This is a genomic window from Burkholderia sp. BCC1985 (genome assembly GCF_905339915.1).
Lineage (GTDB): Bacteria > Pseudomonadota > Gammaproteobacteria > Burkholderiales > Burkholderiaceae > Burkholderia.
Genome location: NZ_CAJPGY010000001.1, coordinates 213768 through 235873, shown reverse-complemented (window position 1 = coordinate 235873; position 22106 = coordinate 213768). Strand labels below are relative to the sequence as shown.

The following is a 22106-nucleotide window of genomic DNA, read 5'->3' as shown; positions in this document are numbered from 1 at the left end:
CGATGTCGCTCCCGACCAATCAGCTCCGGCTCGCGATGGTGGCCGGCGAGCCGTCGGGCGACCTGCTCGCGGCGTCGCTGCTCGGCGGGCTTCAGGCGCGGCTGCCCGCATCGACCCGCTACTACGGGATCGGCGGGCAGCGGATGCTCGCGCACGGCTTCGACTCGCACTGGCAGATGGACAAGCTGACGGTGCGCGGCTACGTCGAGGCGCTGGGCCAGATTCCCGAGATCCTGCGGATTCGCGGCGAGCTGAAGCGCCAGCTGCTCGCGGAGCGGCCCGACGCCTTCATCGGCGTCGACGCGCCCGATTTCAACTTCAGCGTGGAGCAGGCCGCGCGCGACGCGGGCATCCCGTCGATCCACTTCGTGTGCCCGTCGATCTGGGCGTGGCGCGGCGGCCGGATCAAGAAGATCGCGAAGTCCGTCGACCACATGCTGTGCCTGTTCCCGTTCGAACCGGCGATCCTCGACAAGGCAGGCGTCGCGTCGACGTATGTCGGCCACCCGCTGGCCGACGAGATTCCGCTCGAGCCCGACACGCACGGCGCGCGCATCGCGCTCGGCCTGCCGGCCGAGGGCCCCGTGATCGCGGTGCTGCCGGGCAGCCGGCGCTCGGAGACCGGGCTGATCGGCCCGACGTTCTTCGCCGCGATGGCGCTGATGCAGCAGCGCGAGCCCGGCGTGCGGTTCGTGATGCCGGCGGCGACGCCCGCGCTGCGCGAACTGCTGCAGCCGCTCGTCGACGCCCATCCGCAACTCGCGCTGACGATCACCGACGGCCGCTCGCAGGTCGCGATGACGGCCGCCGACGCGATCCTCGTGAAGAGCGGCACCGTCACGCTGGAAGCCGCGCTGCTGAAGAAGCCGATGGTGATCTCGTACAAGGTGCCCTGGCTGACCGGACAGATCATGCGCCGGCAGGGCTATCTGCCGTACGTCGGCTTGCCGAACATCCTGGCGGGGCGCTTCGTCGTGCCCGAGCTGCTGCAGCATTTCGCGACGCCCGAGGCGCTCGCCGATGCGACGCTCACGCAGCTGCGCGACGACGCGAACCGCCGCACGCTGACCGAAGTGTTTACCGAAATGCATCTCTCGCTGCGGCAGAACACGGCCGCGAAGGCGGCCGAAGCGGTCGTGCGCGTACTCGAGCAACGCAAGAGGCGCGTATGACGGCAGCCCGTGCACCACGCCGCCGCGCGTCGACCGACGTGCAGGGCGGCTTCGACTTCAGTCGGCCCGACGAGATCGTCTGCGGCGTCGACGAAGCGGGCCGCGGCCCGCTCGCGGGGCCGGTGGTCGCCGCCGCGGTGATCCTCGATCCCGCGCAGCCGATCGACGGGCTCGACGATTCGAAGGCGCTGTCCGCGAAAAAGCGCGACGCGCTGTACGACCTGATCGTCGCGCGCTCGCGCGCGTATTGCGTCGCGTCGGCCAGCGTCGACGAGATCGACACGCTCAACATCCTGCACGCGACGATGCTCGCGATGAAGCGGGCCGTCGAAGGCCTGTCGGTGCTGCCGACGCTCGCGCAGATCGACGGCAACCGCTGCCCGACGCTGATGGTGCGTGCCGAGGCGATCGTCAGCGGCGACGCGCTCGTGCCGAGCATCTCGGCCGCGTCGATCCTCGCGAAGGTCGCGCGTGACCGCATGCTCGTCGAGCTGCACGAACGCTTCCCGGTGTACGGGTTCAACGTGCATGCGGGCTACGGCACCGAGAAACATCTCGCCGCGCTGCGCGAGCACGGCCCGTGCGAAGCGCATCGGCGCTCGTTCGCACCCGTGCGCGCGGCACTCGACCTGATTCGATGAAAAGCATTACTTCCCGCGACAACCCGCTGTACAAGCGCCTGAAGGCGCTTGCGGGTTCGACGTCCCAGCAGCGCCGCGGCGGCCAGGCGCTGCTCGAAGGTTTTCACCTCGCCAGCGCGTATCTCGATACGGGCGCGCTACCCGAGCTGTGCGTCGCCACCGAAGGCGCGCTCGCGCACGACGAAGCGCAGGCGATCATCGCGCGCGTCGATGCGCAGCGGGTCGTCACGCTGCCCGATGCGCTGTTCGGACAACTGTCGAACGTGGTGAGCGGCGTCGGTTTCCTGCTGCTCGTCGAGCGTCCCGCGCAGCCGCTGCCGGAGCGTGTCACGCACACGTCGGTCGTGCTCGACGGCGTGCAGGACGCCGGCAACGTCGGCTCGATCCTGCGCAGCGCGGCCGCGGCCGGTGTGCGGCACGTGTTCTGCGCGCCGGGCACCGCCTATGCGTGGTCGTCGAAGGTGCTGCGCTCGGGAATGGGCGCGCACTTCCTGCTGTCGATCCACGAGGATGTCGAGGCCGGCGCGCTCGCCGAACGCCTCGACGTGCCGGTCGCGCTGACCGATTCGCACGGCGCGCAGGCGATCTACGACTGCGACCTGGCCGGCCCCGTCGCATGGGTGTTCGGCAACGAGGGCGCCGGCGTGTCGGCGTTCTGGCGCGACGTGGCCACGCATCGCGTGACGATCCCGCAGCCGGGCGGCATGGAGTCGCTGAATGTGGCGGCAGCGGCGGCGGTGTGCCTGTTCGAGCAGGTGCGGCAGCAGCGGCTCGCATGACATGATGACGTGACGCGCGGCGTTGCCCGCGCGGTATCCCGCACCACGAAAAAAGGCCGCGTTCGACGCGGCCTTGTTGCTTCTGGCGACGGCGGCCCGGCGGCCGCCCGTGCGCCGGTCGTCAGTACGACTGCCGGTCGAGGCGGATTTCCTGCAGGATCGTCGTCGCGATCTCCTCGATCGACTTGTGCGTCGACGACAGCCACTTGATCCCTTCGCGGCGCATCATCGCCTCGGCCTCGTTGATCTCGTAGCGGCAATTCTCGGGCGCCGCGTACTTGCTGCCGGGGCGGCGCTCGTTGCGGATCTCCGACAGGCGCTGCGGATCGATCGACAGCCCGAACAGCTTGTCGCGATGCGGCGACAGCGCCGACGGCAGCTTGCCGCGCTCGAAGTCTTCCGGAATCAGCGGATAGTTGGCGGCCTTCACGCCGTACTGCATCGCGAGATACAGGCTCGTCGGCGTCTTGCCGCTGCGCGACACGCCGACCAGGATCACGTCGGCTTCCGACAGGTTGCGGTTCGACTGGCCGTCGTCGTGCGCGAGCGAGAAGTTGATCGCCTCGATCCGCGTCTTGTATTCCTCGGTGTCGGCGTTCTGGTGGCCGCGGCCCATCGCGTGGCTCGACTTCAGCTCCAGTTCCTGCTCGAGCGGCTCGACGAAGCGCTGGAACATGTCCAGCACGAGCGCGTTCGAGCGCTTGACGATGTCGTTCGACTCGCTGTCGACGAGCGTCGTGAACACGATCGCGCGGCGGCCGTCGTGCACCGCGGCTTCGTTGATCTTTTCGACGGTCGAAAAGGCCTTGTCGAGCGAGTCGACGAACGGCACGCGCACGAGGCGGAATTTCTGGTCGAACTGGGAGAGGATCGAGTGCGCGAAGGTTTCGGCAGTGATCCCGGTGCCGTCGGAGACGATGAAAACGGTAGGCAGCATGAATCTGGGCGTCGAGCGTGAAGGGCGGTTGCGCGGGCCGCTGGAGGTCCGCCTCCAGGCACAGTGACAAGGTCGCGCCACATCCGGCAGCCGGCACGGTAGAATAGCGGCAACCTGTTGGATAAGCAATTGCGGGGGCGGGTGCGAACGGCACGCCAGGCTTGCCGCGAGCGTTCCAGAACTCCCGGCAAGTTCGGCGATTCGTCTGAATATATCGCCCTTCTGCCGGGATTTTTGCAAATCGGGTCGGAAGATTTCCCGCCTGCGATTGTTTCTCCAACAGGTTGCGCAAGACGCGCCGCGCCTTTTTGCAAGCGCCCGCGTCCGAGCCCACTTGCGCAATCGAGCATTTTTTTCACACTTAGGGGCTTGTATGACTAACGCAGCAAACGTCGCAAAGGACCAGGCGTATGTAATCCCGTTCGAGCAGTTGCGGATGACCGATGTGGAGATCGTGGGCGGCAAGAATGCGTCGCTCGGCGAGATGATCAGCCAGCTTTCCGAAGCAGGCGTTCGCGTACCCACCGGTTTCGCCACGACCGCGCTCGCATTCCGCGATTTCCTCAAGCACAACGATCTGACCGATCGCATCGCCAAGCGTCTCGAGTCGCTCGACATCGACGACGTGAAGGCGCTCGCCGAAGCCGGTGCCGAAATCCGCAAGTGGATCGTCGACGCGCCGCTGCAGGCACGTCTCGAGGAGGAAATCCGCGCACAGTTCGAAATCCTGAAGAACGGCTCGCCGGGCGAGCTGTCGTTCGCCGTGCGTTCGTCCGCGACCGCGGAAGACCTGCCCGACGCGTCGTTCGCCGGCCAGCAGGAGTCGTATCTGAACGTCGTCGGCATCGACGACGTGCTCGACCGCATGAAGCACGTGTTCGCGTCGCTGTACAACGACCGCGCGATCTCGTACCGCGTCCACAAGGGCTTCACGCACGCTGAAGTCGCGCTGTCGGCCGGTGTGCAGCGCATGGTCCGCTCGGACGTCGGCGCGGCCGGCGTGATGTTCACGATCGACACCGAATCGGGCTTCAAGGACGCCGTGTTCATCACGTCGAGCTACGGCCTGGGCGAAACCGTCGTGCAGGGCGCCGTGAACCCGGACGAGTTCTACGTGTTCAAGACGACGCTCGCACAGGACAAGTACCCGATCATCCGTCGCTCGATCGGCTCGAAGCTGATCAAGATGGAATTCACGCAGCCGGGCGAGCCGGGCCGCGTGAAGACGGTCGACGTGCCGCACGAGCAGCGCAACCGCTACTCGATCACCGACGAAGACGTGATCGAGCTCGCGAAGTACGCGGTCATCATCGAGAAGCACTACCAGCGTCCGATGGACATCGAGTGGGGCAAGGACGGCCGCGACGGCAAAATCTTCATCCTGCAGGCGCGTCCGGAAACGGTGAAGAGCCAGGCGAGCGGCAAGGCCGAGCAGCGCTTCAAGCTGAAGGGCCAGTCGCAGGTGCTGGCAACGGGCCGCGCGATCGGCCAGAAGATCGGCGCGGGCCCCGTGCGCGTGATCCAGGACCCGTCGGAAATGGAACGCGTGCAGCCGGGCGACGTGCTGGTGGCGGACATGACCGACCCGAACTGGGAGCCGGTGATGAAGCGTGCGGCGGCGATCGTCACGAACCGTGGCGGCCGCACCTGCCACGCGGCGATCATCGCGCGTGAGCTCGGCGTGCCGGCAGTCGTCGGCTGCGGCGACGCGACCGACATCCTGAAGGACGGCGCGCTCGTCACGGTGTCCTGCGCGGAAGGCGACGAAGGCAAGATCTACGACGGGCTGCTCGAGACGGAAGTCACGGAAGTGCAGCGCGGCGAACTGCCGGAAATCCCGGTCAAGATCATGATGAACGTCGGCAACCCGCAGCTCGCGTTCGACTTCTCGCAACTGCCGAACGGTGGTGTTGGCCTCGCGCGTCTCGAGTTCATCATCAACAACAACATCGGCGTGCACCCGAAGGCGATCCTCGAGTACCCGAACATCGACCAGGACCTGAAGAAGGCGGTCGAGAGCGTCGCGCGCGGTCACGCGTCGCCGCGCCAGTTCTACGTCGACAAGCTGACGGAAGGCGTCGCGACGATCGCCGCGGCGTTCTATCCGAAGCCCGTGATCGTGCGTCTGTCCGACTTCAAGTCGAACGAGTACAAGAAGCTGATCGGCGGTTCGCGCTACGAGCCGGACGAGGAAAACCCGATGCTGGGCTTCCGCGGCGCGTCGCGTTACATCGCCGAAGACTTCGCGCAGGCGTTCGAGATGGAATGCCGTGCACTGAAGCGCGTGCGCGACGAGATGGGCCTGACCAACGTCGAGATCATGGTGCCGTTCGTGCGTACCGTGAAGCAGGCGGAGCGTGTCGTCGGCCTGCTCGAGAAGTTCGGCCTGAAGCGCGGCGAGAACGGCCTGCGCCTCGTGATGATGTGCGAAGTCCCGACCAACGCGATCCTCGCCGAAGAGTTCCTCGAGCACTTCGACGGTTTCTCGATCGGTTCGAACGACCTTACGCAGCTCACGCTCGGCCTCGACCGTGACTCGGGCATGGAACTGCTGGCCGTCGACTTCGACGAACGCGACCCGGCCGTCAAGTTCCTGCTCAAGCGCGCGATCGATACCTGCCGCAAGATGGGCAAGTACGTCGGTATCTGCGGCCAGGGCCCGTCCGATCACCCGGACTTCGCGCAATGGCTGACCGACGAAGGCATCGTGTCGATCTCGCTGAACCCGGACACGATCATCGATACGTGGCAGGCACTCGCCAACCGGAAGTAACGGTCGGTAACGCTTATTCGGTGCAAGCGCGGTACGCCGCGCTTGTGTTGAAGGCAAAATGCAAGGTTCGTGTTATAAACACCCCGGTAAGCGCCGGGGTGTTTTTTTTCGTCGGTACGCGCCGCGTTGCGTCATGCGTGTCGACCGCGACCCACGGGCGGGCGCGCAGCGAATATAGTGAGCAGCGGGGACGTTTTTCGGGAGACCACAATGATGTCGGGGCATCTGTTCTGGTGGGTCGGAGTCGGCGTGCTGGTCGTCGCCGAATTGCTGACCGGCACGTTCTATCTGCTGATGATCGCGCTCGGCTTTCTCGCGGGCGCGCTGCTGCAGCTCGCCGGTTTCGCGCCGCACGTGCAGTTCGGTGCGGCCGCCGTGGTCGCGATCGTCGCGATGATCGTGCTGCGCCGCTCGGGGCTCGGGCGCAAGCAGAAACGCGACACGTCGACGAATCCGGACGTCAATCTCGATATCGGCGCGACCGTCACGGTCGATGCGTGGCATGACGGCCGCGCGCGCGTGCAGTATCGCGGCGCCGACTGGGACGTCGAACTCGCGGCCGGCGAGCGCGACGATGCACGCGTGTATCAGGTGCGTGCCGTGCGCGGCAACAGTCTCGTCGTCATCGCGAAACCCGCGGGCTGATCGTCCACTGATACAACAAGGAGGGAATATTTCATGGATTCGCTGATCATCTGGGTCGTCCTGCTCGTCATCGCCATCGTGATCGTGTCGAAGACGGTGAAGATCGTGCCGCAGCAGCATGCGTGGGTGCTCGAACGCTTCGGGCGCTATCACGCGACGCTGTCGCCTGGTCTCAATATCGTGCTGCCGTTCGTCGACCGGATCGCCTACCGGCACGTGCTGAAGGAAATTCCGCTCGACGTGCCGAGCCAGGTCTGCATCACGCGCGACAACACGCAGCTGCAGGTCGACGGCGTGCTGTACTTCCAGGTGACCGATCCGATGAAGGCATCGTACGGGTCGAGCAACTTCGTGCTCGCGATCACGCAGCTCGCGCAGACGACGCTGCGCTCGGTGGTCGGCAAGCTTGAACTCGACAAGACCTTCGAGGAGCGCGACTTCATCAACCACAACATCGTGTCGGCGCTCGACCAGGCCGCTGCGAACTGGGGCGTGAAGGTGCTGCGCTACGAGATCAAGGACCTGACGCCGCCGAAGGAGATCCTCCATGCGATGCAGGCGCAGATCACCGCCGAGCGGGAAAAGCGCGCGCTGATCGCTGCGTCCGAAGGCCGCAAGCAGGAGCAGATCAACCTCGCGTCGGGCGCGCGCGAAGCGGCGATCCAGAAGTCGGAAGGCGAGCGGCAGGCCGCGATCAACCAGGCCCAGGGCGAGGCGGCCGCGATTCTCGCGGTGGCCGAGGCGAACGCGCAGGCCATCCAGAAGATCGCGAACGCGATCCAGTCGCAGGGCGGGATGGATGCGGTGAACCTGAAGGTCGCCGAGCAGTACGTCGGCGCGTTCTCGAACCTCGCGAAACAGGGCAATACGCTGATCGTGCCGGCGAACCTGTCGGATCTCGGCACCGCGATCGCGTCGGCGCTGACGATCGTCAAGAACGCGGCACCGGCGGCGAGCGGGCGGGGCTGAGCGGCAACGCGGGTTACGCGTGCCGGCGATCGCCGCGAGCGTCGCCGGGTGCGCGCCGCTCATGTGCTCGTTATGTGCTCGTTATGCGCCCGGCATGCGGCGAATCGTCGCGCGACCTTGGGCGCGATCGCGCCCGCATGTCAGCAGCGCAGGCTGCGCAGCGGTTCGTCCCGGAACGCGAGCGGCGGTCCGGCTGCCGCTCATGCGCTTCGCATCGCACACAGCAACACGGCCCGCTTCGAGCGGGCCGTGTCGTTTGCGAGGCTGGCTTTCCCGAGCGTCAGGTGCCGGCGCGCATGATGCGCGCCTTTTCGCGTTCCCAGTCGCGCTTCTTCTCGGTTTCGCGCTTGTCGTGCAGCTTCTTGCCCTTCGCGAGCGCGATGTCGCATTTCACGCGACCGCCCTTGTAGTGGAAGTTCAGCGGCACGAGCGTGTAGCCACGCTGCTCGACCTTGCCGATCAGTTTCTTGATTTCGTCACGGTGCAGCAGCAGCTTGCGCGTGCGGACCGGATCGGGCTTGATGTGCGTCGAGGCTTCGGGCAGCGGGCTGATGTGGGTACCGATCAGGAAGATCTCGGCGTTCTTCACCACGACGTAGCCTTCCTTGATCTGGCCGCGCCCGGCGCGCAGCGCCTTGACTTCCCAGCCCTCGAGCACGAGCCCCGCCTCGTAGCGTTCCTCGATGTGATAATCGAAGTGCGCTTTCCTGTTGTCGATGATGCTCATGAAAGGATCGGGCCAACTCGTTTAAAATCACGATTTTAGCAAAGCAGGGCGGGAATCGCCCGGCTTGCGTTCTCACCTCGAGCGATGCCGCGCGATTTATGGCAGATGTCCAGAAAACCGTATTGATCCGTCATTCGGCGGAACAGATGTTCGACCTCGTCACCGACGTGGCCGATTACCCCAATTTCCTGCCCTGGTGCGGCGGCGTCGAGATTCGCCGTCAGGACGACAGCGGGATGGAAGCGCGCATCGACATCAACTTCAAGGGCATCAAGCAGCATTTCGCGACGCGCAACACGCAGCAGCGCCCGACGCGGATCGACATGGAGTTCGCGGACGGCCCGTTCCGGAAGTTCACGGGCTCGTGGCGCTTCATCCCGCTGCGCGCCGATGCATGCAAGATCGAATTCGCGCTGCACTACGAGTTCTCGAGCATCCTGCTCGAGAAGATCATCGGGCCGGTGTTCAGCCATATCGCGAACACGTTCGTCGATTCGTTCGTCAAGCGCGCCGACCAGCGCTACGGGAAAGGGTGACGCGATGCTGTCGATCGAAGTCTGCTACGCGCTGCCGGATCGCCAGACGCTGATTCCGGTGTCGCTGCCCGAAGGCGCGACCGTGCGCGCGGCGATCGACGCGAGCGGCGTGCTCGCGCTGCACCCGGAAATCGACCTCGCGCACACGAAAACCGGCATATTCGGCAAGCTCGCGCCGCTCGACGCGCCACTCGCCGACCACGACCGCGTCGAGATCTACCGCCCGTTGATCGTCGATCCGAAGCTCGCGCGTCAGCGGCGCGTCGACAAGACCCGCCGCGAGGGCTCCGTCGAGGGCCGCAAGTGGATGCACAAGGACGCGCGCTGACGCGTCGCGTCGGCGTCGCTGCATCTTCTCCGTTCCGATTTGTCAGACCAGGCGCGGCGGCGCTCAGTGCGCCGTGACGTTCGCGTTCACGGCCGTGCTGCCGGGCGTGTTGCCGCCCGCATGCGTGTCGTTGTGCCGGCGCACCGACCCGTAGACGCCCGCCAGCAGCAGGGCGAGCGCCACGATCTCGAGTACGCGCGGCATCCGCTGATCGTAGACGAACGCATAGAGCATCGCGAACACGGTTTCGAACACGATCAGCTGGCCGGACAGCGTGAGCGGCAGCCGCTTCGACGCCGCGTTCCACAGTCCGTTGCCGAGCCACGACGCGCCGATCGCAAGCACGAGGTTCAGCAGCCAGAACAGGTGCCAGCGCGATGCCGGAACGGCGGCCTGCACCGTGCCGGCCGGCAGCGCGAGGATCGCGAGCCAGCAGAGGCCGCCGATCAGGCCCGTCACCACACCCCACAGCACCGACCACTCGTTGCCGCCGAAATGAGGGTTGCGCTGCAGGTAGCGCGTGTTCGCGACCGCGTACCAGGTCCAGCTCGCGAGTGCGCCGCTTGCGCACGCGATGCCCGCGAGCTTCTGGCCGAGCGTCGTCGCCTGCGCAGCTTCCGACGTGAAGAGGTCGACGTTGATGCAGACGATGCCGGCGATCACCAGCGCGAGCGGGGCGGCGAGGCGCCGCAGCGGCATCGCGCCGTGGTCGCCGAGGCCCGCGAGCGTGACGGTCACGGGCAGCACGCCGACGATCAGCGAGCTGGGTGCGATGCCGATCAGGTGCACGGCACCGGACAGCAGCATGTAGTACGCAACGTTGCCGATCAGCGCGAGCTTCGCGAGCGCGACGAGGTCCTCGCGGGTCAGCCGGGCGAGCAGCGAACGGGCGGCCGGCAGGGCCGCCGCCAGCGACACGAGGCCGTACATCGCATAGCGGCCCGCGCTCAGCAGCAGCGGCGAGAAGTCGGTCATCAGCCGCGGCACGAGAAAAACCATGCCCCACAACGCGCCCGCGAGGACGCCATACACCACACCGCGCTGCATCGACTGCTCCGAACGAAAGACTGACGAGCGCGCATCTTAACGACGGCGGCGCGACCGCGTCTTGTTCATTCCTGCACTCGGGAGCGGGGTGTGGCAGGGACCGGCTGCAAGCGCCGCCGCGACCCGATCCTGTTTAACCGGAGGCTGCGGCGGGTCGCGTTGCCCTTCGACGATCAACCGATCAGCGCTCGACCGGCTCGGCCGCCGCCGCACCGTCGCCCGCCGCGCGTGCCCGCGCGGGGCGGCGCACGGCGCGCAGCTTGCCGCTGTTGCCGCCGCCGCAGTAGAAGAGGTCGCGGCCGTCGGACTCCAGCCCCGACACGCCGACGCCGGGCGGCATGTCGACCTGTTCGAGCACTTGCCCGTTGCGCGGGTCGATCCGCCGCAACGCGCTCTCGTCCGCTTCCCACGTGCCGTGCCACAGCTCGCCGTCGACCCACGTCACGCCGGTGACGAAGCGGTTCGATTCGATCGTGCGCAGCACGGCGCCCGATTGCGGATCCACCTGGTGAATCTTGCGTTCGCGGTACTGGCCGACCCACAGCGTGCCTTCCGCCCAGGCCAGCCCCGAATCGGCGCCGCCGCCGGGCGCGGGGATCGTCGCGAGCACGCGGCCGGAGTCGGGATCGATCTTCTCGATACGGTCCTCGACGATCTGGAACAGGTGGCGCCCGTCGAACGCGGTGCCTGCGTGCGCGGCGACGTCGAGTGCGCGCACGGTCATGCCGCGTTCCGGGTCGAGCGCGTTCAGCTTGTCGCCGGACGCGAACCACACGTGCCGCCCGTCGAACGTGACGCCGTGTACGCCGTCGACGCCCGGAAACGGGCCGTATTCGCGGAGGATGTCTGCGGGGGAGCGTTTCATGTTTGTCACCTCGTCGTTGGTATCCCCATCCTAGTCGCCCGGCAGCGGCGCGGGGAGTAACAAGGTCGTCGCGAATCCGGGCAGCGGCGGCGTCATCCAGCGGCGCGCGCGACCGCGGCCGACCGCCTGCACCTTGTCCGCTTCGGCGAGCGCATCGAGCGCGCGCTGCACGGTGCGCTGGTTCACGCCGAGTGCGAGCGCCAGCGCGGAGCTCGACCACGCCTCGCCGTCCGCGAGCAGCGCGAGCACGGCCGCGTGGCGGTCGTCGACCGGACGTGCGAGCACGACGGCCTCGTGCGGGCCGAGCGGTTCGAGCGCGAAGCCGCTCGGCGTCGCAGTGATGTTCGCGAGCGGCCGCAGCACCGCGCGCAAGCGGCCGATCTCGACGCGCAGGCGGGCGCGATGCGATTCGTCCGCGTGTCTCGCGCGAAACGCCGCGGCGACGAGCGCGTTTCTCGACACGTCGCCGGGCCACGCCTCGCCCAGTGCGCGGGCGAGCACGAACAGCACCGGGCGGCGTGCGAGCGACACGGTCGTGCGCGCGTCGCGCACCGCGTGGCGGCATGCATCGACGACGAGCGCGTTCGATGCCAGCAGCGCCTCGACCTCGTCGAGCAGCACGAGCCGCGACGCACCGCGCGCGATGAGTCGCGCGGCCGGCGTATCGAGCATGCGGGCGGCCGTGTCGACTTCGGCCGTCAGCGCGGCGATGCCGGCGTCTTGTGCGGCCGCGCGCGCACGGGCGAGCGCCATGCGCGCCACGCGCGGGCGGATGCGGCGCATCGCGATGCCGGCCGCGATCAGTTCGTGAGCCGCGCGCGATGCGGCGGGCAGCGGTGCGGGATCGAGGCTCGCGAGCCGCTGTTCGGCATCCCCGACGTGCCCGATCAGCAGCAGCCGGCGCACGCCGAGATAGCGCGCATGAGCGGCGTTCGTGCGGTCGCCGTGTGCGTCGAGCGTCGCGCAGGCGGCGTCGAGGGCGCGCGACGGCCAGCCGAGGTCGCGAGACGCCAGCGCGATCTCGGCCTCCGCGACGACGCAGCGCGCCCGCGCGACGGCTTCCTTCGCGCCGAACGCGCGAGCCGCGCTGCGCACGAGCGCGCGTGCGCGCTCGAAATCGCCGAGCTGGGCCATCGCGATGCCGCGCAACGCGAGCGCCGGCGCGTCGTCGCGCAACGCGACGCGGTTCAGCGCGCCGAGCGGGTCGCCCGCCGCGAGCGCCCGCGCGGCGGCCGTGATCAGCGAATCCATCCGAATCCCGACACAGTTGTCACTCCCTCCGGTTCGACGCCCGGTCCTAATCTAGCACCACGCACACGGCAGATGCGCCGTGCCCGGATATCCATCGAAAGGAGGAACCCGTAATGACGAACCATCTCACCGGAACGCGCGACGAATGGCTGGCTGCGCGCCGCGCGCTGCTCGATGCGGAAAAGGCGCTGACCCGGCAGGGCGACGAACTCGCGCGGCGGCGCCAGGCGCTGCCGTGGGTGCGCGTCGACAAGGCCTACCGGTTCGACACCGAACGCGGCCCGGCGACGCTCGACGATCTGTTCGGCGGCCGTTCGCAACTGCTCGTCTATCACTTCATGTTCGGCCCCGACTACAAGGCCGGCTGCCCGTCGTGCTCGGCGCTCGCCGACGGCTTTGACGGTTTCGCTATCCACCTCGCGAACCACGACGTGACGCTCGCGGCGGTGTCGCGCGCGCCGCTTGCGAAGCTGCTGGCATACCGGCAGCGGATGGGCTGGCACTTTCCGTGGGCGTCGTCGGACGGCGGCGAGTTCAACTTCGACTTCAACGTGTCGTTCACCGAAGCGCAGCAGCGCGCCGGCGACGTCGAATACAACTATGCGCGCGCCGGCCACGCGATGGACATGGACCCGCCGCCTGCCGCGGTCGCCCAGTTCGCGGCGACGTGCGGCACCGACGCCGCGACGTACGCGCGCGACCGGCCGGGGTTGAGCGCGTTCGTGCGCGAGGACGGCATCGTCTATCACACGTATTCGACGTACGCGCGCGGGCTCGACGGGCTGTGGGGGATGTACCAGTGGCTCGATCGCGCGCCGCTCGGGCGCAACGAGACGGGCGTGTGGTGGCGCCGTCATGACGAGTACGCACGCGGTTGAGCGCGGCCCGGCGAGCCGCGGGAGCGGGCGATGAGCACGGCGACGAAACGGGCTGCGGCCGCTGCAGCGGGCGGCGGCCGGCGGGTGTTCGGCGCCGCGCTCGTCGCGGTATGGGCCGCCGCGATCTGGGCGACGCTCGCGCAGCACGCATCGATGGACGCGATGGGTGGCATGCCGATGGCCGGCGGCTGGACGCTGTCGGCCGGGTGGCTCAGGCCGTGCGGATGGCAGGCAGGGCGCGCGTTCGCCGCATTCGCCGGGATGTGGGGCGCGATGACGGTGACGATGATGCTGCCGGTGCTGGCGCCGGTGCTCTGGCGATATCGGCAACGTCTCGGCGCGGTGGGCGACGCGCGTGCGGCATGGTTCGTCGCGGTCGCGGGCGCCGCGTATTTCTCCGTGTGGATGGCGCTCGGCGCGCTGGTGTTTCCGGTCGGCACTGCCTGGGCGGCGGCCGCCGCGCGGCTGCCCGCGCTCGCCGCCACGGTGCCGTTCGCGGCCGGCGCGATCGTGCTCGGCGCGGGCGTGCTGCAGTTTTCCGGCTGGAAGGCGCGCCGGCTCGGTTGCTGCCGGCATGCACCGGACGACGCATGCGCGCCGCGGGCGGCAGCCCGGGCCGCGGTCGCGTGGCGGTACGGCGTGCGTACCGCGCTACGGTGCGGCGCCTGCTGCGGGAACCTGATGGCCGTCGCACTGGCGGCCGGCATGATGGACCTGCGCGTGATGGCCGTCGTGACCGTGGCGGTCGCCGCCGAGCGGCTGGCGCCGGCTGGCGTTCGCGTCGCGCGGATCGTCGGCGGTGTCGCGATCGGCGCCGGCGCGGCGATGATCGCGTGGGCCGCGGCCGGCCTGGCCTAGCGGCGCCCGGGGCTGCCGGCGCGCGTCGAACGGGGCCGGCGCAGGCACCGTCGGCAGGTCCGGCGTCGTACGGCAACGGCGGGCGATCGGCCCGATTCCGGCCGGCTGCGCGAATGGGCCGATGCGGGGGTGAAACGAAAGGCGATCGAAAACGAACCGAACGGCGATCCGAACGATTCGGCCCCCGACTGCCGGGAAACGGCTAACCCGTTGTTCGTGTTGTGAAAATTCGCAGCGCTTCGCGTATAATTCGCTTTTGCGCCCATAGGATTTGCCATGCGTCTGATCCAAAAAGCACTCACTTTCGATGATGTGCTCCTCGTTCCCGCCTTTTCCGACGTTCTCCCGCGCGACACCAGCCTGAAGACCAAGCTGACCCGCAACATCTCCCTGAACATGCCGCTCGTGTCCGCCGCGATGGACACGGTCACCGAAGGTCGCCTCGCGATCGCGATGGCGCAGCAGGGTGGTGTGGGGATCGTCCACAAGAACCTCACGCCGGCCGAGCAGGCTCGCGAAGTCGCGAAGGTCAAGCGTTTCGAATCGGGCGTCGTGCGCGACCCGATCACGGTTCCGCCGCAGATGAAGGTGCGCGACGTGATCGCGCTGTCGCGTCAGCATGGCATCTCGGGCTTCCCGGTCGTCGAAGGCCCGCAGCTCGTCGGCATCGTCACGAACCGCGACCTGCGTTTCGAATCGCGCCTCGACGAACCGGTCAAGTCGATCATGACGCCGCGCGAGCGTCTCGTCACCGTCAAGGAAGGCACGCCGCTCGCCGAAGCGAAGGCGCTGATGCACAGCCACCGCCTCGAGCGCGTGCTGGTCGTCAACGACGCGTTCGAGCTGCGCGGCCTGATGACCGTCAAGGACATCACGAAGCAGACCGAACACCCGGATGCGTGCAAGGACGAACACGGCAAGCTGCGCGCAGGCGCGGCGGTCGGCGTCGGCCCGGACAACGAAGAGCGCGTCGAGCTGCTGGTGCAGGCCGGCGTCGACGTAATCGTCGTCGATACCGCGCACGGCCACAGCAAGGGCGTGCTCGAGCGCGTGCGCTGGGTCAAGCAGAACTTCCCGCACGTCGAGGTGATCGGCGGCAACATCGCGACGGCCGCCGCCGCGAAGGCGCTCGTCGAATACGGCGCGGACGCGGTCAAGGTCGGTATCGGCCCGGGCTCGATCTGCACGACGCGGATCGTCGCGGGCGTCGGCGTGCCGCAGATCAGCGCGATCGCGAACGTCGCGGAAGCGCTGAAGGGCACCGGCGTGCCGTGCATCGCCGACGGCGGCGTGCGTTTCTCGGGTGACGTGTCGAAGGCCCTCGCGGCCGGTGCGAACGCGGTGATGATGGGCAGCATGTTCGCGGGTACCGAAGAGGCGCCGGGCGACGTGTTCCTGTACCAGGGCCGCCAGTACAAGTCGTACCGCGGCATGGGTTCGGTCGGCGCGATGAAGGACGGCGCGGCGGACCGCTACTTCCAGGACAACTCGGCGAACATCGACAAGCTCGTGCCGGAAGGCATCGAGGGCCGCGTCGCGTACAAGGGTTCGGTCAACGCGATCCTGTTCCAGCTGGTCGGCGGCGTGCGCGCGAGCATGGGCTACTGCGGCTGCAAGACGATCGATGAGCTGCACGACAAGGCCGAATTCGTCCAGATCACCGCGGCGGGCATGCGCGAGTCGCACGTGCACGACGTGCAGATCACGAAGGAAGCACCGAACTACCACGTGGACTGATCGCCGATGAAACCGCTGCTGCGAGCCGTGCTGATCGTCGATGCCGTGCTGCTGCTGGCGTTCGGCGTGCTGTTCGTGCTGACGCCCTGGCAGGCGCTGTTCAACGCGCTGCAGCTGGCGAACATCCAGCCGGCGATGCTCGGCCAGGCGTTCGGCATCGCGCTGCTCGGCCTCGCGTGGCTCGCGTTTCATGCGGCGCTCAACGGTGATCTCACGGCGCCCGTCGCACGTGCGGTCGGCCATGTGAACTGGCTGATCGGCGTGCTGGCGGTCGTGTGGTCGTTCGGCACCGGCAACGGTCCCGCGCTCGCGGCCGCCGGCCGCGTGCTGTCGGCGATGGCCGGGGTCGCGCTGATCTTGCTGGGCCTCGGCGGCGTGCGGCTGGCATCGACCGTGCGGCGGCGCGAGAAGGCGGAAAGGGTGGAACGGGCGCAGGCGCCCGACGCCCGGGACGTGAAGCGCCCGGCCGAACCGGCGCCGGCCTCCGCCTCGCGGCAGCGGGTCGAACCGGTCGTCAGCCGTCCGGCGGCGCCCTCGGCGCCGGCCGCGGCCACCACGTCGGCCGCATCCGACCGCGCGTCAGGCAGCGTCGCGTTCGACGCCCGCCCGCCGTTGCAGGATTGACCGGCGATGCGTCGAGCGAGCCGCCTGCCGCCCGACGCCGCCGTCCATGCTTTTGACGCAGCGCTTCGTGCGCTGCTTTTCTTATTCTCTTCATCCCGTCCGCAGCCATGCACGACAAAATCCTGATTCTCGACTTCGGTTCGCAAGTCACCCAACTGATCGCGCGCCGCGTGCGCGAAGCGCACGTCTACTGCGAAATCCACCCGAACGACGTGTCCGACGACTTCGTCCGCGAGTTCGCGCCGAAGGCGGTGATCCTGTCGGGCAGCCACGCGAGCACGTACGAAGACCACCAGCTGCGCGCGCCGCAGGCCGTGTGGGATCTCGGCGTGCCGGTGCTCGGCATCTGCTACGGCATGCAGACGATGGCCGTGCAGCTCGGCGGCAAGGTCGAGTGGAGCGACCATCGCGAATTCGGCTATGCGGAAATGCGCGCGCACGGCCATACGCGCCTGCTCGACGGCATCGAGGATTTCAAGACGGACGAAGGCCACGGCATGCTGAAGGTCTGGATGAGCCACGGCGACAAGGTTGCCGAGCTGCCGCCGGGCTTCGCGCTGATGGCGTCGACGCCGAGCTGCCCGATCGCCGGCATGGCCGACGAGGCGCGCGGCTACTACGCGGTGCAGTTCCACCCGGAAGTCACGCACACGGTGAAGGGCCGCCAGATCATCGAACGCTTCGTGCTGCAGATCGCCGGCGCGAAGCCCGACTGGATCATGAAGAACCACATCGAGGAAGCCGTCGCGAAGATTCGCGAGCAGGTCGGTGACGAGGAAGTGATTCTCGGCCTGTCGGGCGGCGTCGATTCGAGCGTCGCGGCCGCGCTGATCCACCGCGCGATCGGCGACCAGCTGACCTGCGTGTTCGTCGACCACGGTCTGCTGCGCCTGAACGAAGGCCAGATGGTGCTCGACATGTTCGAGGGCCGCCTGCATGCGAAGGTCGTGCACGTCGACGCATCCGAGCAGTTCCTCGGCCACCTGGCCGGCGTGACCGATCCGGAAGCGAAGCGCAAGATCATCGGCCGCGAGTTCGTCGAGGTGTTCCAGGCCGAGGCGAAGAAGCTGTCGAAGGCGAAGTGGCTCGCGCAAGGCACGATCTATCCGGACGTGGTCGAGTCGGGCGGCACGAAGACGAAGAAGGCGACGACGATCAAGAGCCACCACAACGTCGGCGGCCTGCCGGAAACGCTCGGCCTGAAGCTGCTCGAGCCGCTGCGCGACCTGTTCAAGGACGAAGTGCGCGAACTCGGCGTCGCGCTCGGCCTGCCGCCGGAGATGGTGTACCGCCATCCGTTCCCGGGCCCGGGCCTCGGCGTGCGGATTCTCGGCGAAGTGAAGCGCGAATACGCGGACCTGCTGCGTCGCGCGGATGCGATCTTCATCGAGGAGTTGCGCGGCACGACCGCCACCGCGCAGGACGCGGCAGCGGGCCTGTGCGGCGAGGCCGACGTCGGCAAGACCTGGTACGACCTGACGAGCCAGGCGTTCGCGGTGTTCCTGCCGGTGAAGTCGGTCGGCGTGATGGGCGATGGCCGCACGTACGACTACGTGACGTCGCTGCGCGCGGTGCAGACCACCGACTTCATGACCGCGCACTGGGCGCACCTGCCGTACGCGCTGCTCGGCCGTGCGTCGAACCGGATCATCAACGAGGTGCGCGGGATCAACCGTGTGGTGTACGACATCTCGGGCAAGCCGCCGGCGACGATCGAGTGGGAGTGAGCGTCGGCGTCGAGGCGTGCCTCGATGACCCTCGATGACCGATAGCGGCATCGGATGATGCGCAACGCCCGGCAGGGGAACCTGCCGGGCGTTGTCGTTTGTGCGGTTGACGGCCGTGATTCGATGGTCGCCGGCGCGCAGCGTTTTCCTTGCCTGCATGCCGGGTCCGGGCGCGGAGGTGCGGGACAGCCCGGCCGCTACAAGCGACGCGCCTGCATGTCGCGCGCTAGGGCAGCCGACGACCGCCGGCATCGATCATCCTGATCGAGCCCGAAGTCTGCCCCTGTCCTTGTCGAATGCTGAATTCGATGATGTCCTCGTAGAGTTCCTGTTGTCCGGCGGGCAGGACCGGCAGCAACGTCTCGCGCCGCTTGTCCGCATCGAACATCGATTCCACGAGCCATCCCGTCAGATAGAGCGCCGCCACGCAGCCGCCCGCCGTCGCAACATTGCCGTGACACACGAGCGGCTGGTCCGGCACGTGCAGCCCGCGATCCGTCAGCCCGTGTCGCGCGTCGGGGTGCGTCGTTGCGCGACGGTCCGGCAAAAGCCCGAGCCGCTCCAGGACGAAGGCGCCCGCGCAGATCGATCCGATGTATTGGCGCGCCGGATCGAGATCGAACGACGGCAGGAAATCCGGGCTCGCGAGCGCGGCCGGGATGCCCAGCCTGCCGCTCGAGAACAGCACGGCGTCGGCGCGATTGGCTTCCTCGAGCGGGCCGTGCACGGGGATGGCCAGACCATGCGCGGAACGCAGCAGCGGCTGCGCGCCGAGAATCCGGACACGCCAGTCCGCGGTGTTGCGGCCGAGGATGTCCCACATCAGGAACAGGTCGATGTCGGTGAACTGGTCGAATGCGACGAGAGCGATGTCTTTCAACGTGAACTCCGTGAGTCGTGGCGCCTTGCCGGAAGCGGTGGCGGCCGTGATAGAGTTCGCAGCCTATCTGCCCATGCCGCGCCATACACAGCCTGTATGGCGATACCGATGCGCACATTGACTCGAAACGACTGGATCGCCGCGGGCTTCGACGCCCTCGACGGGGAAGGGTATGCGGGGATTTCGGCCGAGCGTCTCGCACGACGGCTGAACGTGACCCGCGGCTCGTTCCATCACCACTTCCGGAATCGGGAGGACTTCGTCAGGACGTTGCTGACCGCGTGGGAGGACGATTACACCGCACGCATGCTCGCCTACGCGGCGGACGGCCGCGGCGCGGGCGACACGCTGACGCGCTACCTGCGCATCGCGGCGGAGAAGCGACCGGGGCGCGAAGTGGCGATCCGCGCCTGGGCAATGCAGGACGCGCTGGTCGCGGAATTCCAGCAGCGCGTCGATGCCACGCGTCTCGCATTCGCGCTCGAGACGTCCCGTCGGTGGGTCCCCATGCCGGGCGAAGCCGAGATCGTCGGGCAGATCGCGCACCTGTGTCTGATCGGCGGCCAGCAGGCCGGACTGCGGCGCGATGCCGAGCGGTTCAACCACTTCATGCAGCGTGCGTTCGCGTTCGCCGAGCGCATGCTGCCACGCCGACGCGCGTAGCGGTGCGATGCCCGCGATGCCCGCGATGCCCGCGATGCCCGTGCTGCACGGATGGCTCGCGTATCGCAGAGCAGAAGGCGGGCGGGTGCTCCGTTGTAGCGTCGGTGGAAAGCGCGGCTTTCGATGCAGCGCAAGGCGACGTCACGCGCTGTCCCGATCCTGCTCAGTCTTGTCCGCCACTACGATAACGAAGATGAATCAGTGGATAAGGCCGCCCTTGTCCATCGAGCGCCGATCGCCCGCAGCGCTCGAATCCGAGCCGTTCGTAGAATTCCGCCGCCGCTTCGTTCTGCTCGTTGACGTCGGTCGACAGGTCGGGATGGCGTCCGAGGGCCGCTTCGACCAGCCGCCGCCCGACGCCCGCGCCATGGTGAGCGGGATCGACGAACAGTGCTTCCATGTGACTGCCGTCGAGCAGCATGAAGTCGACCGGACGATCGTGCTCGTCGACGGCCAGATCGAGCTTCGCCGACGGTCAGTTCGCGGGATGGCTGGATACGGGCACCTCGGGCGCTGCGGCGCCCGCATCCGTATCGTCTGCGCCGAGTTCCGCCAGAAACGGCCACGGATAGATGCCGCGCGCGTGACCGTCGCCGAACAGCAGGCGGATGCCGTAACCGGCCGCTTCCACGCCGTCCAGCGTCAGGTCGGGTGGCGCGTCGACCTGCCCGCCATCGAGTCGGATCTTCCGGCATGCGGCGCACGGGCAAGCGCTGCGCAAGCGCGCATAGCCGATGCGCTGCGTGTCGCCGTCCGGCCAGCACAGCGTCAATGCGCGGGCCGCATGATCGAGCAGGATCTCGGTCGGCGGCGTCATCGTGCATCTTCCCCGATCTGCGCGATCGCGATCCGCACGGCCTTGCGTACTTCGGGATCGCGATCGCCGAGCGCGTCGTGCAGCGCGGGCAGCGTCGCAGGATCGCGCAGTTCGCCGAGCGCGAGCGCGGCCTCCTTGCGCAGGTTGCTGATCGCGTGCGACAGCAGCGCGGCGACGGCCTGCGCCGCGGCGGCGTCGCGCAATTGCCCGAGTGCGCGCACCGCACGCAAGCGCACCTGCCAGTAATCGTCGTCGAGCGCGGCGACGAGCGGTGCGCGCGCGGCCGCGACACGCAGCTTGCCGAGCGTCGCGGCCGCTTCCTCGCGGACCTGCCATTCGGCGTCGCGCAGCGCCGCCAGCAAGGCGGTGACGACGGCCGTGTCGGCGGACGCCGCGAATCCGACCGCGCCGACCGCGATACGCCGTACGTCCGCATGCGTGTCGGTCGTGGCGATGCGTGCGAGCGGCGCCAGCGCGCGGGCGTCCTTGAGCCAGCCGAGCACGGCGACGGCCTCGGCGCGCACGGCCGACGCCGGCGCGTCGAGTGCGCGCAGCGCCGGCGCGAACGCGTCGGGGTCGCGCAGTTCACGCAGCGCGCGCAGCACGGCGCCGCGCACGAACGGTTCGGCGTGCTCGACCCAGCGGCACAGCGCGGCGCCGGATGCGACGTCCTTCAGTTCGGACAGGCTGTGTGCGGCGGTCGCGCGGACGTCGTCGTCCGGATCGAGCAGCGCGCGGCACAGCGCGTCGACGACGTCGGGCTGCTCCCAGGCGGCGAGCACGCGCGCGGCTTCGCCGCGCACGTCGGCGGACGGATCGTCGCGCAGCGCGGCTACGAAGATCGGCACGAGATCGGGATCCTCGAGATCGGCGAGTTCGAGCAGCGCGATCCGGCGCACCGATGCATCGGGTGCGGCAACGCGCGCGACGAGCGCGGCATGGTCGGAAGCAGGGTTCATGTGTCGTGAGTCCGGTAGTGGGGAAGCGGCGCGCCGGGTCAGCGCAACAGGTACGGGATGTCGACCTTGACCGCGCCGGTCGGGCAGTCGCGTTCGCACGGCATGCAGTACCAGCATTCGTCGAACTGCATGTAGGCCTTGCCCTTGGTCACGTCGATCGCGAGCAGGTCGAGCGGGCACACGTCGACGCAGACGGTGCAGCCCTTGTCGGCGATGCAGCGGTCCTCGTCGATCGTCACGGGCGCGCTGCTGCGCAGGAAGATGTCGTGCGGGGTATGGGGCACGGTAAGGCT

At 68.2% G+C, this 22106-nt stretch carries 23 protein-coding genes and 1 pseudogene; 14 read left to right on the top strand and 10 right to left on the bottom strand.

Going from position 1 to position 22106, the window contains the following annotated elements; genetic code table 11:
- The first annotated feature begins 2 nt into the window (after positions 1–2).
- Genes lpxB through U4Z31_RS01095 form a run of 3 tightly spaced genes read left to right on the top strand, consistent with a single transcriptional unit; the run spans position 3 to position 2592 of the window.
- A complete protein-coding gene (gene lpxB / locus U4Z31_RS01105; RefSeq protein ID WP_321809225.1) occupies positions 3–1172 on the top strand; it encodes a lipid-A-disaccharide synthase in 1170 nt (389 codons plus the stop codon).
- Complete coding sequence (gene rnhB, locus U4Z31_RS01100) at positions 1169–1813, top strand: ribonuclease HII (protein ID WP_044843766.1); 645 nt, start codon at positions 1169–1171, stop codon at positions 1811–1813. The genes lpxB and rnhB overlap by 4 nt, the downstream gene beginning before the upstream one ends.
- The gene (locus U4Z31_RS01095; RefSeq protein WP_321809224.1) at positions 1810–2592 is read left to right on the top strand and encodes an RNA methyltransferase; all 783 of its coding nucleotides are present in this window, start codon (positions 1810–1812) and stop codon (positions 2590–2592) included. Before rnhB ends, U4Z31_RS01095 begins: the two co-directional genes overlap by 4 nt.
- Positions 2593–2713: 121 nt before the next feature.
- On the opposite strand, the gene U4Z31_RS01090 is transcribed toward U4Z31_RS01095, so the two are convergent.
- Entirely contained in the window at positions 2714–3529 is an 816-nt protein-coding gene (locus U4Z31_RS01090) for a pyruvate, water dikinase regulatory protein (RefSeq protein ID WP_044843764.1), read from the bottom strand.
- A 373-nt stretch (positions 3530–3902) separates the two neighbouring features.
- Between U4Z31_RS01090 and ppsA the strand changes: the two genes are divergently transcribed.
- From ppsA to U4Z31_RS01075, 3 genes are all read left to right on the top strand, one after another.
- On the top strand, positions 3903–6302 hold the full coding sequence (gene ppsA / locus U4Z31_RS01085; protein WP_044843763.1) for a phosphoenolpyruvate synthase: 2400 nt from the start codon (positions 3903–3905) through the stop codon (positions 6300–6302).
- Between the two features lie 210 nt (positions 6303–6512).
- Positions 6513–6947, top strand: a complete 435-nt coding sequence (locus U4Z31_RS01080) for an NfeD family protein (RefSeq protein WP_321809223.1) — start codon at positions 6513–6515, stop codon at positions 6945–6947.
- Positions 6948–6980: 33 nt separating this feature from the next.
- Positions 6981–7916, top strand: coding sequence for an SPFH domain-containing protein (locus U4Z31_RS01075; RefSeq protein ID WP_044843761.1), 936 nt, complete (start codon positions 6981–6983; stop codon positions 7914–7916).
- A gap of 280 nt (positions 7917–8196) precedes the next feature.
- On the opposite strand, the gene smpB is transcribed toward U4Z31_RS01075, so the two are convergent.
- Positions 8197–8643 carry an SsrA-binding protein SmpB gene (smpB, locus tag U4Z31_RS01070; RefSeq protein WP_050012888.1) on the bottom strand — a complete coding sequence of 149 codons (447 nt, stop codon included), beginning with the start codon at positions 8641–8643 and terminating at the stop codon, positions 8197–8199.
- A 98-nt stretch (positions 8644–8741) separates the two neighbouring features.
- On the opposite strand from smpB, the gene U4Z31_RS01065 reads away from it, so the two are divergent.
- Together U4Z31_RS01065 and U4Z31_RS01060 are read left to right on the top strand one after the other, a co-directional pair.
- Positions 8742–9179 carry a type II toxin-antitoxin system RatA family toxin gene (locus U4Z31_RS01065; protein WP_044843759.1) on the top strand — a complete coding sequence of 146 codons (438 nt, stop codon included), beginning with the start codon at positions 8742–8744 and terminating at the stop codon, positions 9177–9179.
- Between the two features lie 4 nt (positions 9180–9183).
- Entirely contained in the window at positions 9184–9507 is a 324-nt protein-coding gene (locus tag U4Z31_RS01060; protein ID WP_124520012.1) for an RnfH family protein, read from the top strand.
- A gap of 63 nt (positions 9508–9570) precedes the next feature.
- Here U4Z31_RS01060 and U4Z31_RS01055 read toward each other — a convergent pair whose 3' ends face one another.
- The 3 genes from U4Z31_RS01055 to U4Z31_RS01045 all read right to left on the bottom strand — a co-directional run bounded on the left by U4Z31_RS01055 (position 9571) and on the right by U4Z31_RS01045 (position 12670).
- Positions 9571–10554 carry a DMT family transporter gene (locus U4Z31_RS01055; protein ID WP_321809222.1) on the bottom strand — a complete coding sequence of 328 codons (984 nt, stop codon included), beginning with the start codon at positions 10552–10554 and terminating at the stop codon, positions 9571–9573.
- Positions 10555–10735: 181 nt separating this feature from the next.
- The gene (locus U4Z31_RS01050; protein WP_321809221.1) at positions 10736–11419 is read right to left on the bottom strand and encodes a glutamine cyclotransferase; all 684 of its coding nucleotides are present in this window, start codon (positions 11417–11419) and stop codon (positions 10736–10738) included.
- A gap of 30 nt (positions 11420–11449) precedes the next feature.
- Positions 11450–12670, bottom strand: coding sequence for a helix-turn-helix domain-containing protein (locus U4Z31_RS01045; protein WP_321809220.1), 1221 nt, complete (start codon positions 12668–12670; stop codon positions 11450–11452).
- Positions 12671–12783: 113 nt separating this feature from the next.
- Between U4Z31_RS01045 and U4Z31_RS01040 the strand changes: the two genes are divergently transcribed.
- From U4Z31_RS01040 to guaA, 5 genes are all read left to right on the top strand, one after another.
- Positions 12784–13548 (top strand): DUF899 domain-containing protein, encoded by a 765-nt coding sequence (locus tag U4Z31_RS01040; RefSeq protein ID WP_321809219.1) that lies wholly within the window; start codon positions 12784–12786, stop codon positions 13546–13548.
- A 30-nt stretch (positions 13549–13578) separates the two neighbouring features.
- Entirely contained in the window at positions 13579–14406 is an 828-nt protein-coding gene (locus U4Z31_RS01035) for a DUF2182 domain-containing protein (protein WP_321809218.1), read from the top strand.
- Between the two features lie 276 nt (positions 14407–14682).
- Positions 14683–16143: an IMP dehydrogenase gene (gene guaB / locus U4Z31_RS01030; RefSeq protein ID WP_044843752.1), complete on the top strand. Its 1461-nt coding sequence runs from the start codon at positions 14683–14685 to the stop codon at positions 16141–16143.
- A gap of 6 nt (positions 16144–16149) precedes the next feature.
- The gene (locus U4Z31_RS01025; protein ID WP_321809217.1) at positions 16150–16767 is read left to right on the top strand and encodes a hypothetical protein; all 618 of its coding nucleotides are present in this window, start codon (positions 16150–16152) and stop codon (positions 16765–16767) included.
- Between the two features lie 107 nt (positions 16768–16874).
- Entirely contained in the window at positions 16875–18494 is a 1620-nt protein-coding gene (gene guaA / locus U4Z31_RS01020) for a glutamine-hydrolyzing GMP synthase (protein ID WP_044843750.1), read from the top strand.
- Positions 18495–18720: 226 nt separating this feature from the next.
- Here guaA and U4Z31_RS01015 read toward each other — a convergent pair whose 3' ends face one another.
- The gene (locus U4Z31_RS01015) at positions 18721–19374 is read right to left on the bottom strand and encodes a DJ-1/PfpI family protein (RefSeq protein WP_321809216.1); all 654 of its coding nucleotides are present in this window, start codon (positions 19372–19374) and stop codon (positions 18721–18723) included.
- A 108-nt stretch (positions 19375–19482) separates the two neighbouring features.
- On the opposite strand from U4Z31_RS01015, the gene U4Z31_RS01010 reads away from it, so the two are divergent.
- Positions 19483–20037, top strand: a complete 555-nt coding sequence (locus tag U4Z31_RS01010; protein WP_044843798.1) for a TetR/AcrR family transcriptional regulator — start codon at positions 19483–19485, stop codon at positions 20035–20037.
- Between the two features lie 163 nt (positions 20038–20200).
- Here the strand turns inward: U4Z31_RS01010 and U4Z31_RS01005 are convergent.
- The 4 genes and pseudogenes from U4Z31_RS01005 to U4Z31_RS00990 form a co-directional block, all read right to left on the bottom strand.
- Positions 20201–20512 (bottom strand): annotated as a pseudogene (locus tag U4Z31_RS01005) (acetyltransferase); the annotation flags it as partial.
- The gene (locus U4Z31_RS01000; protein WP_321809215.1) at positions 20513–20854 is read right to left on the bottom strand and encodes a gamma-butyrobetaine hydroxylase-like domain-containing protein; all 342 of its coding nucleotides are present in this window, start codon (positions 20852–20854) and stop codon (positions 20513–20515) included. It lies immediately after the preceding pseudogene.
- Positions 20851–21813: a HEAT repeat domain-containing protein gene (locus U4Z31_RS00995; protein ID WP_321809214.1), complete on the bottom strand. Its 963-nt coding sequence runs from the start codon at positions 21811–21813 to the stop codon at positions 20851–20853. Before U4Z31_RS00995 ends, U4Z31_RS01000 begins: the two co-directional genes overlap by 4 nt.
- Positions 21814–21851: 38 nt before the next feature.
- Positions 21852–22097 (bottom strand): ferredoxin family protein, encoded by a 246-nt coding sequence (locus U4Z31_RS00990; RefSeq protein ID WP_006755644.1) that lies wholly within the window; start codon positions 22095–22097, stop codon positions 21852–21854.
- Between the last annotated feature and the right edge of the window lie 9 nt (positions 22098–22106).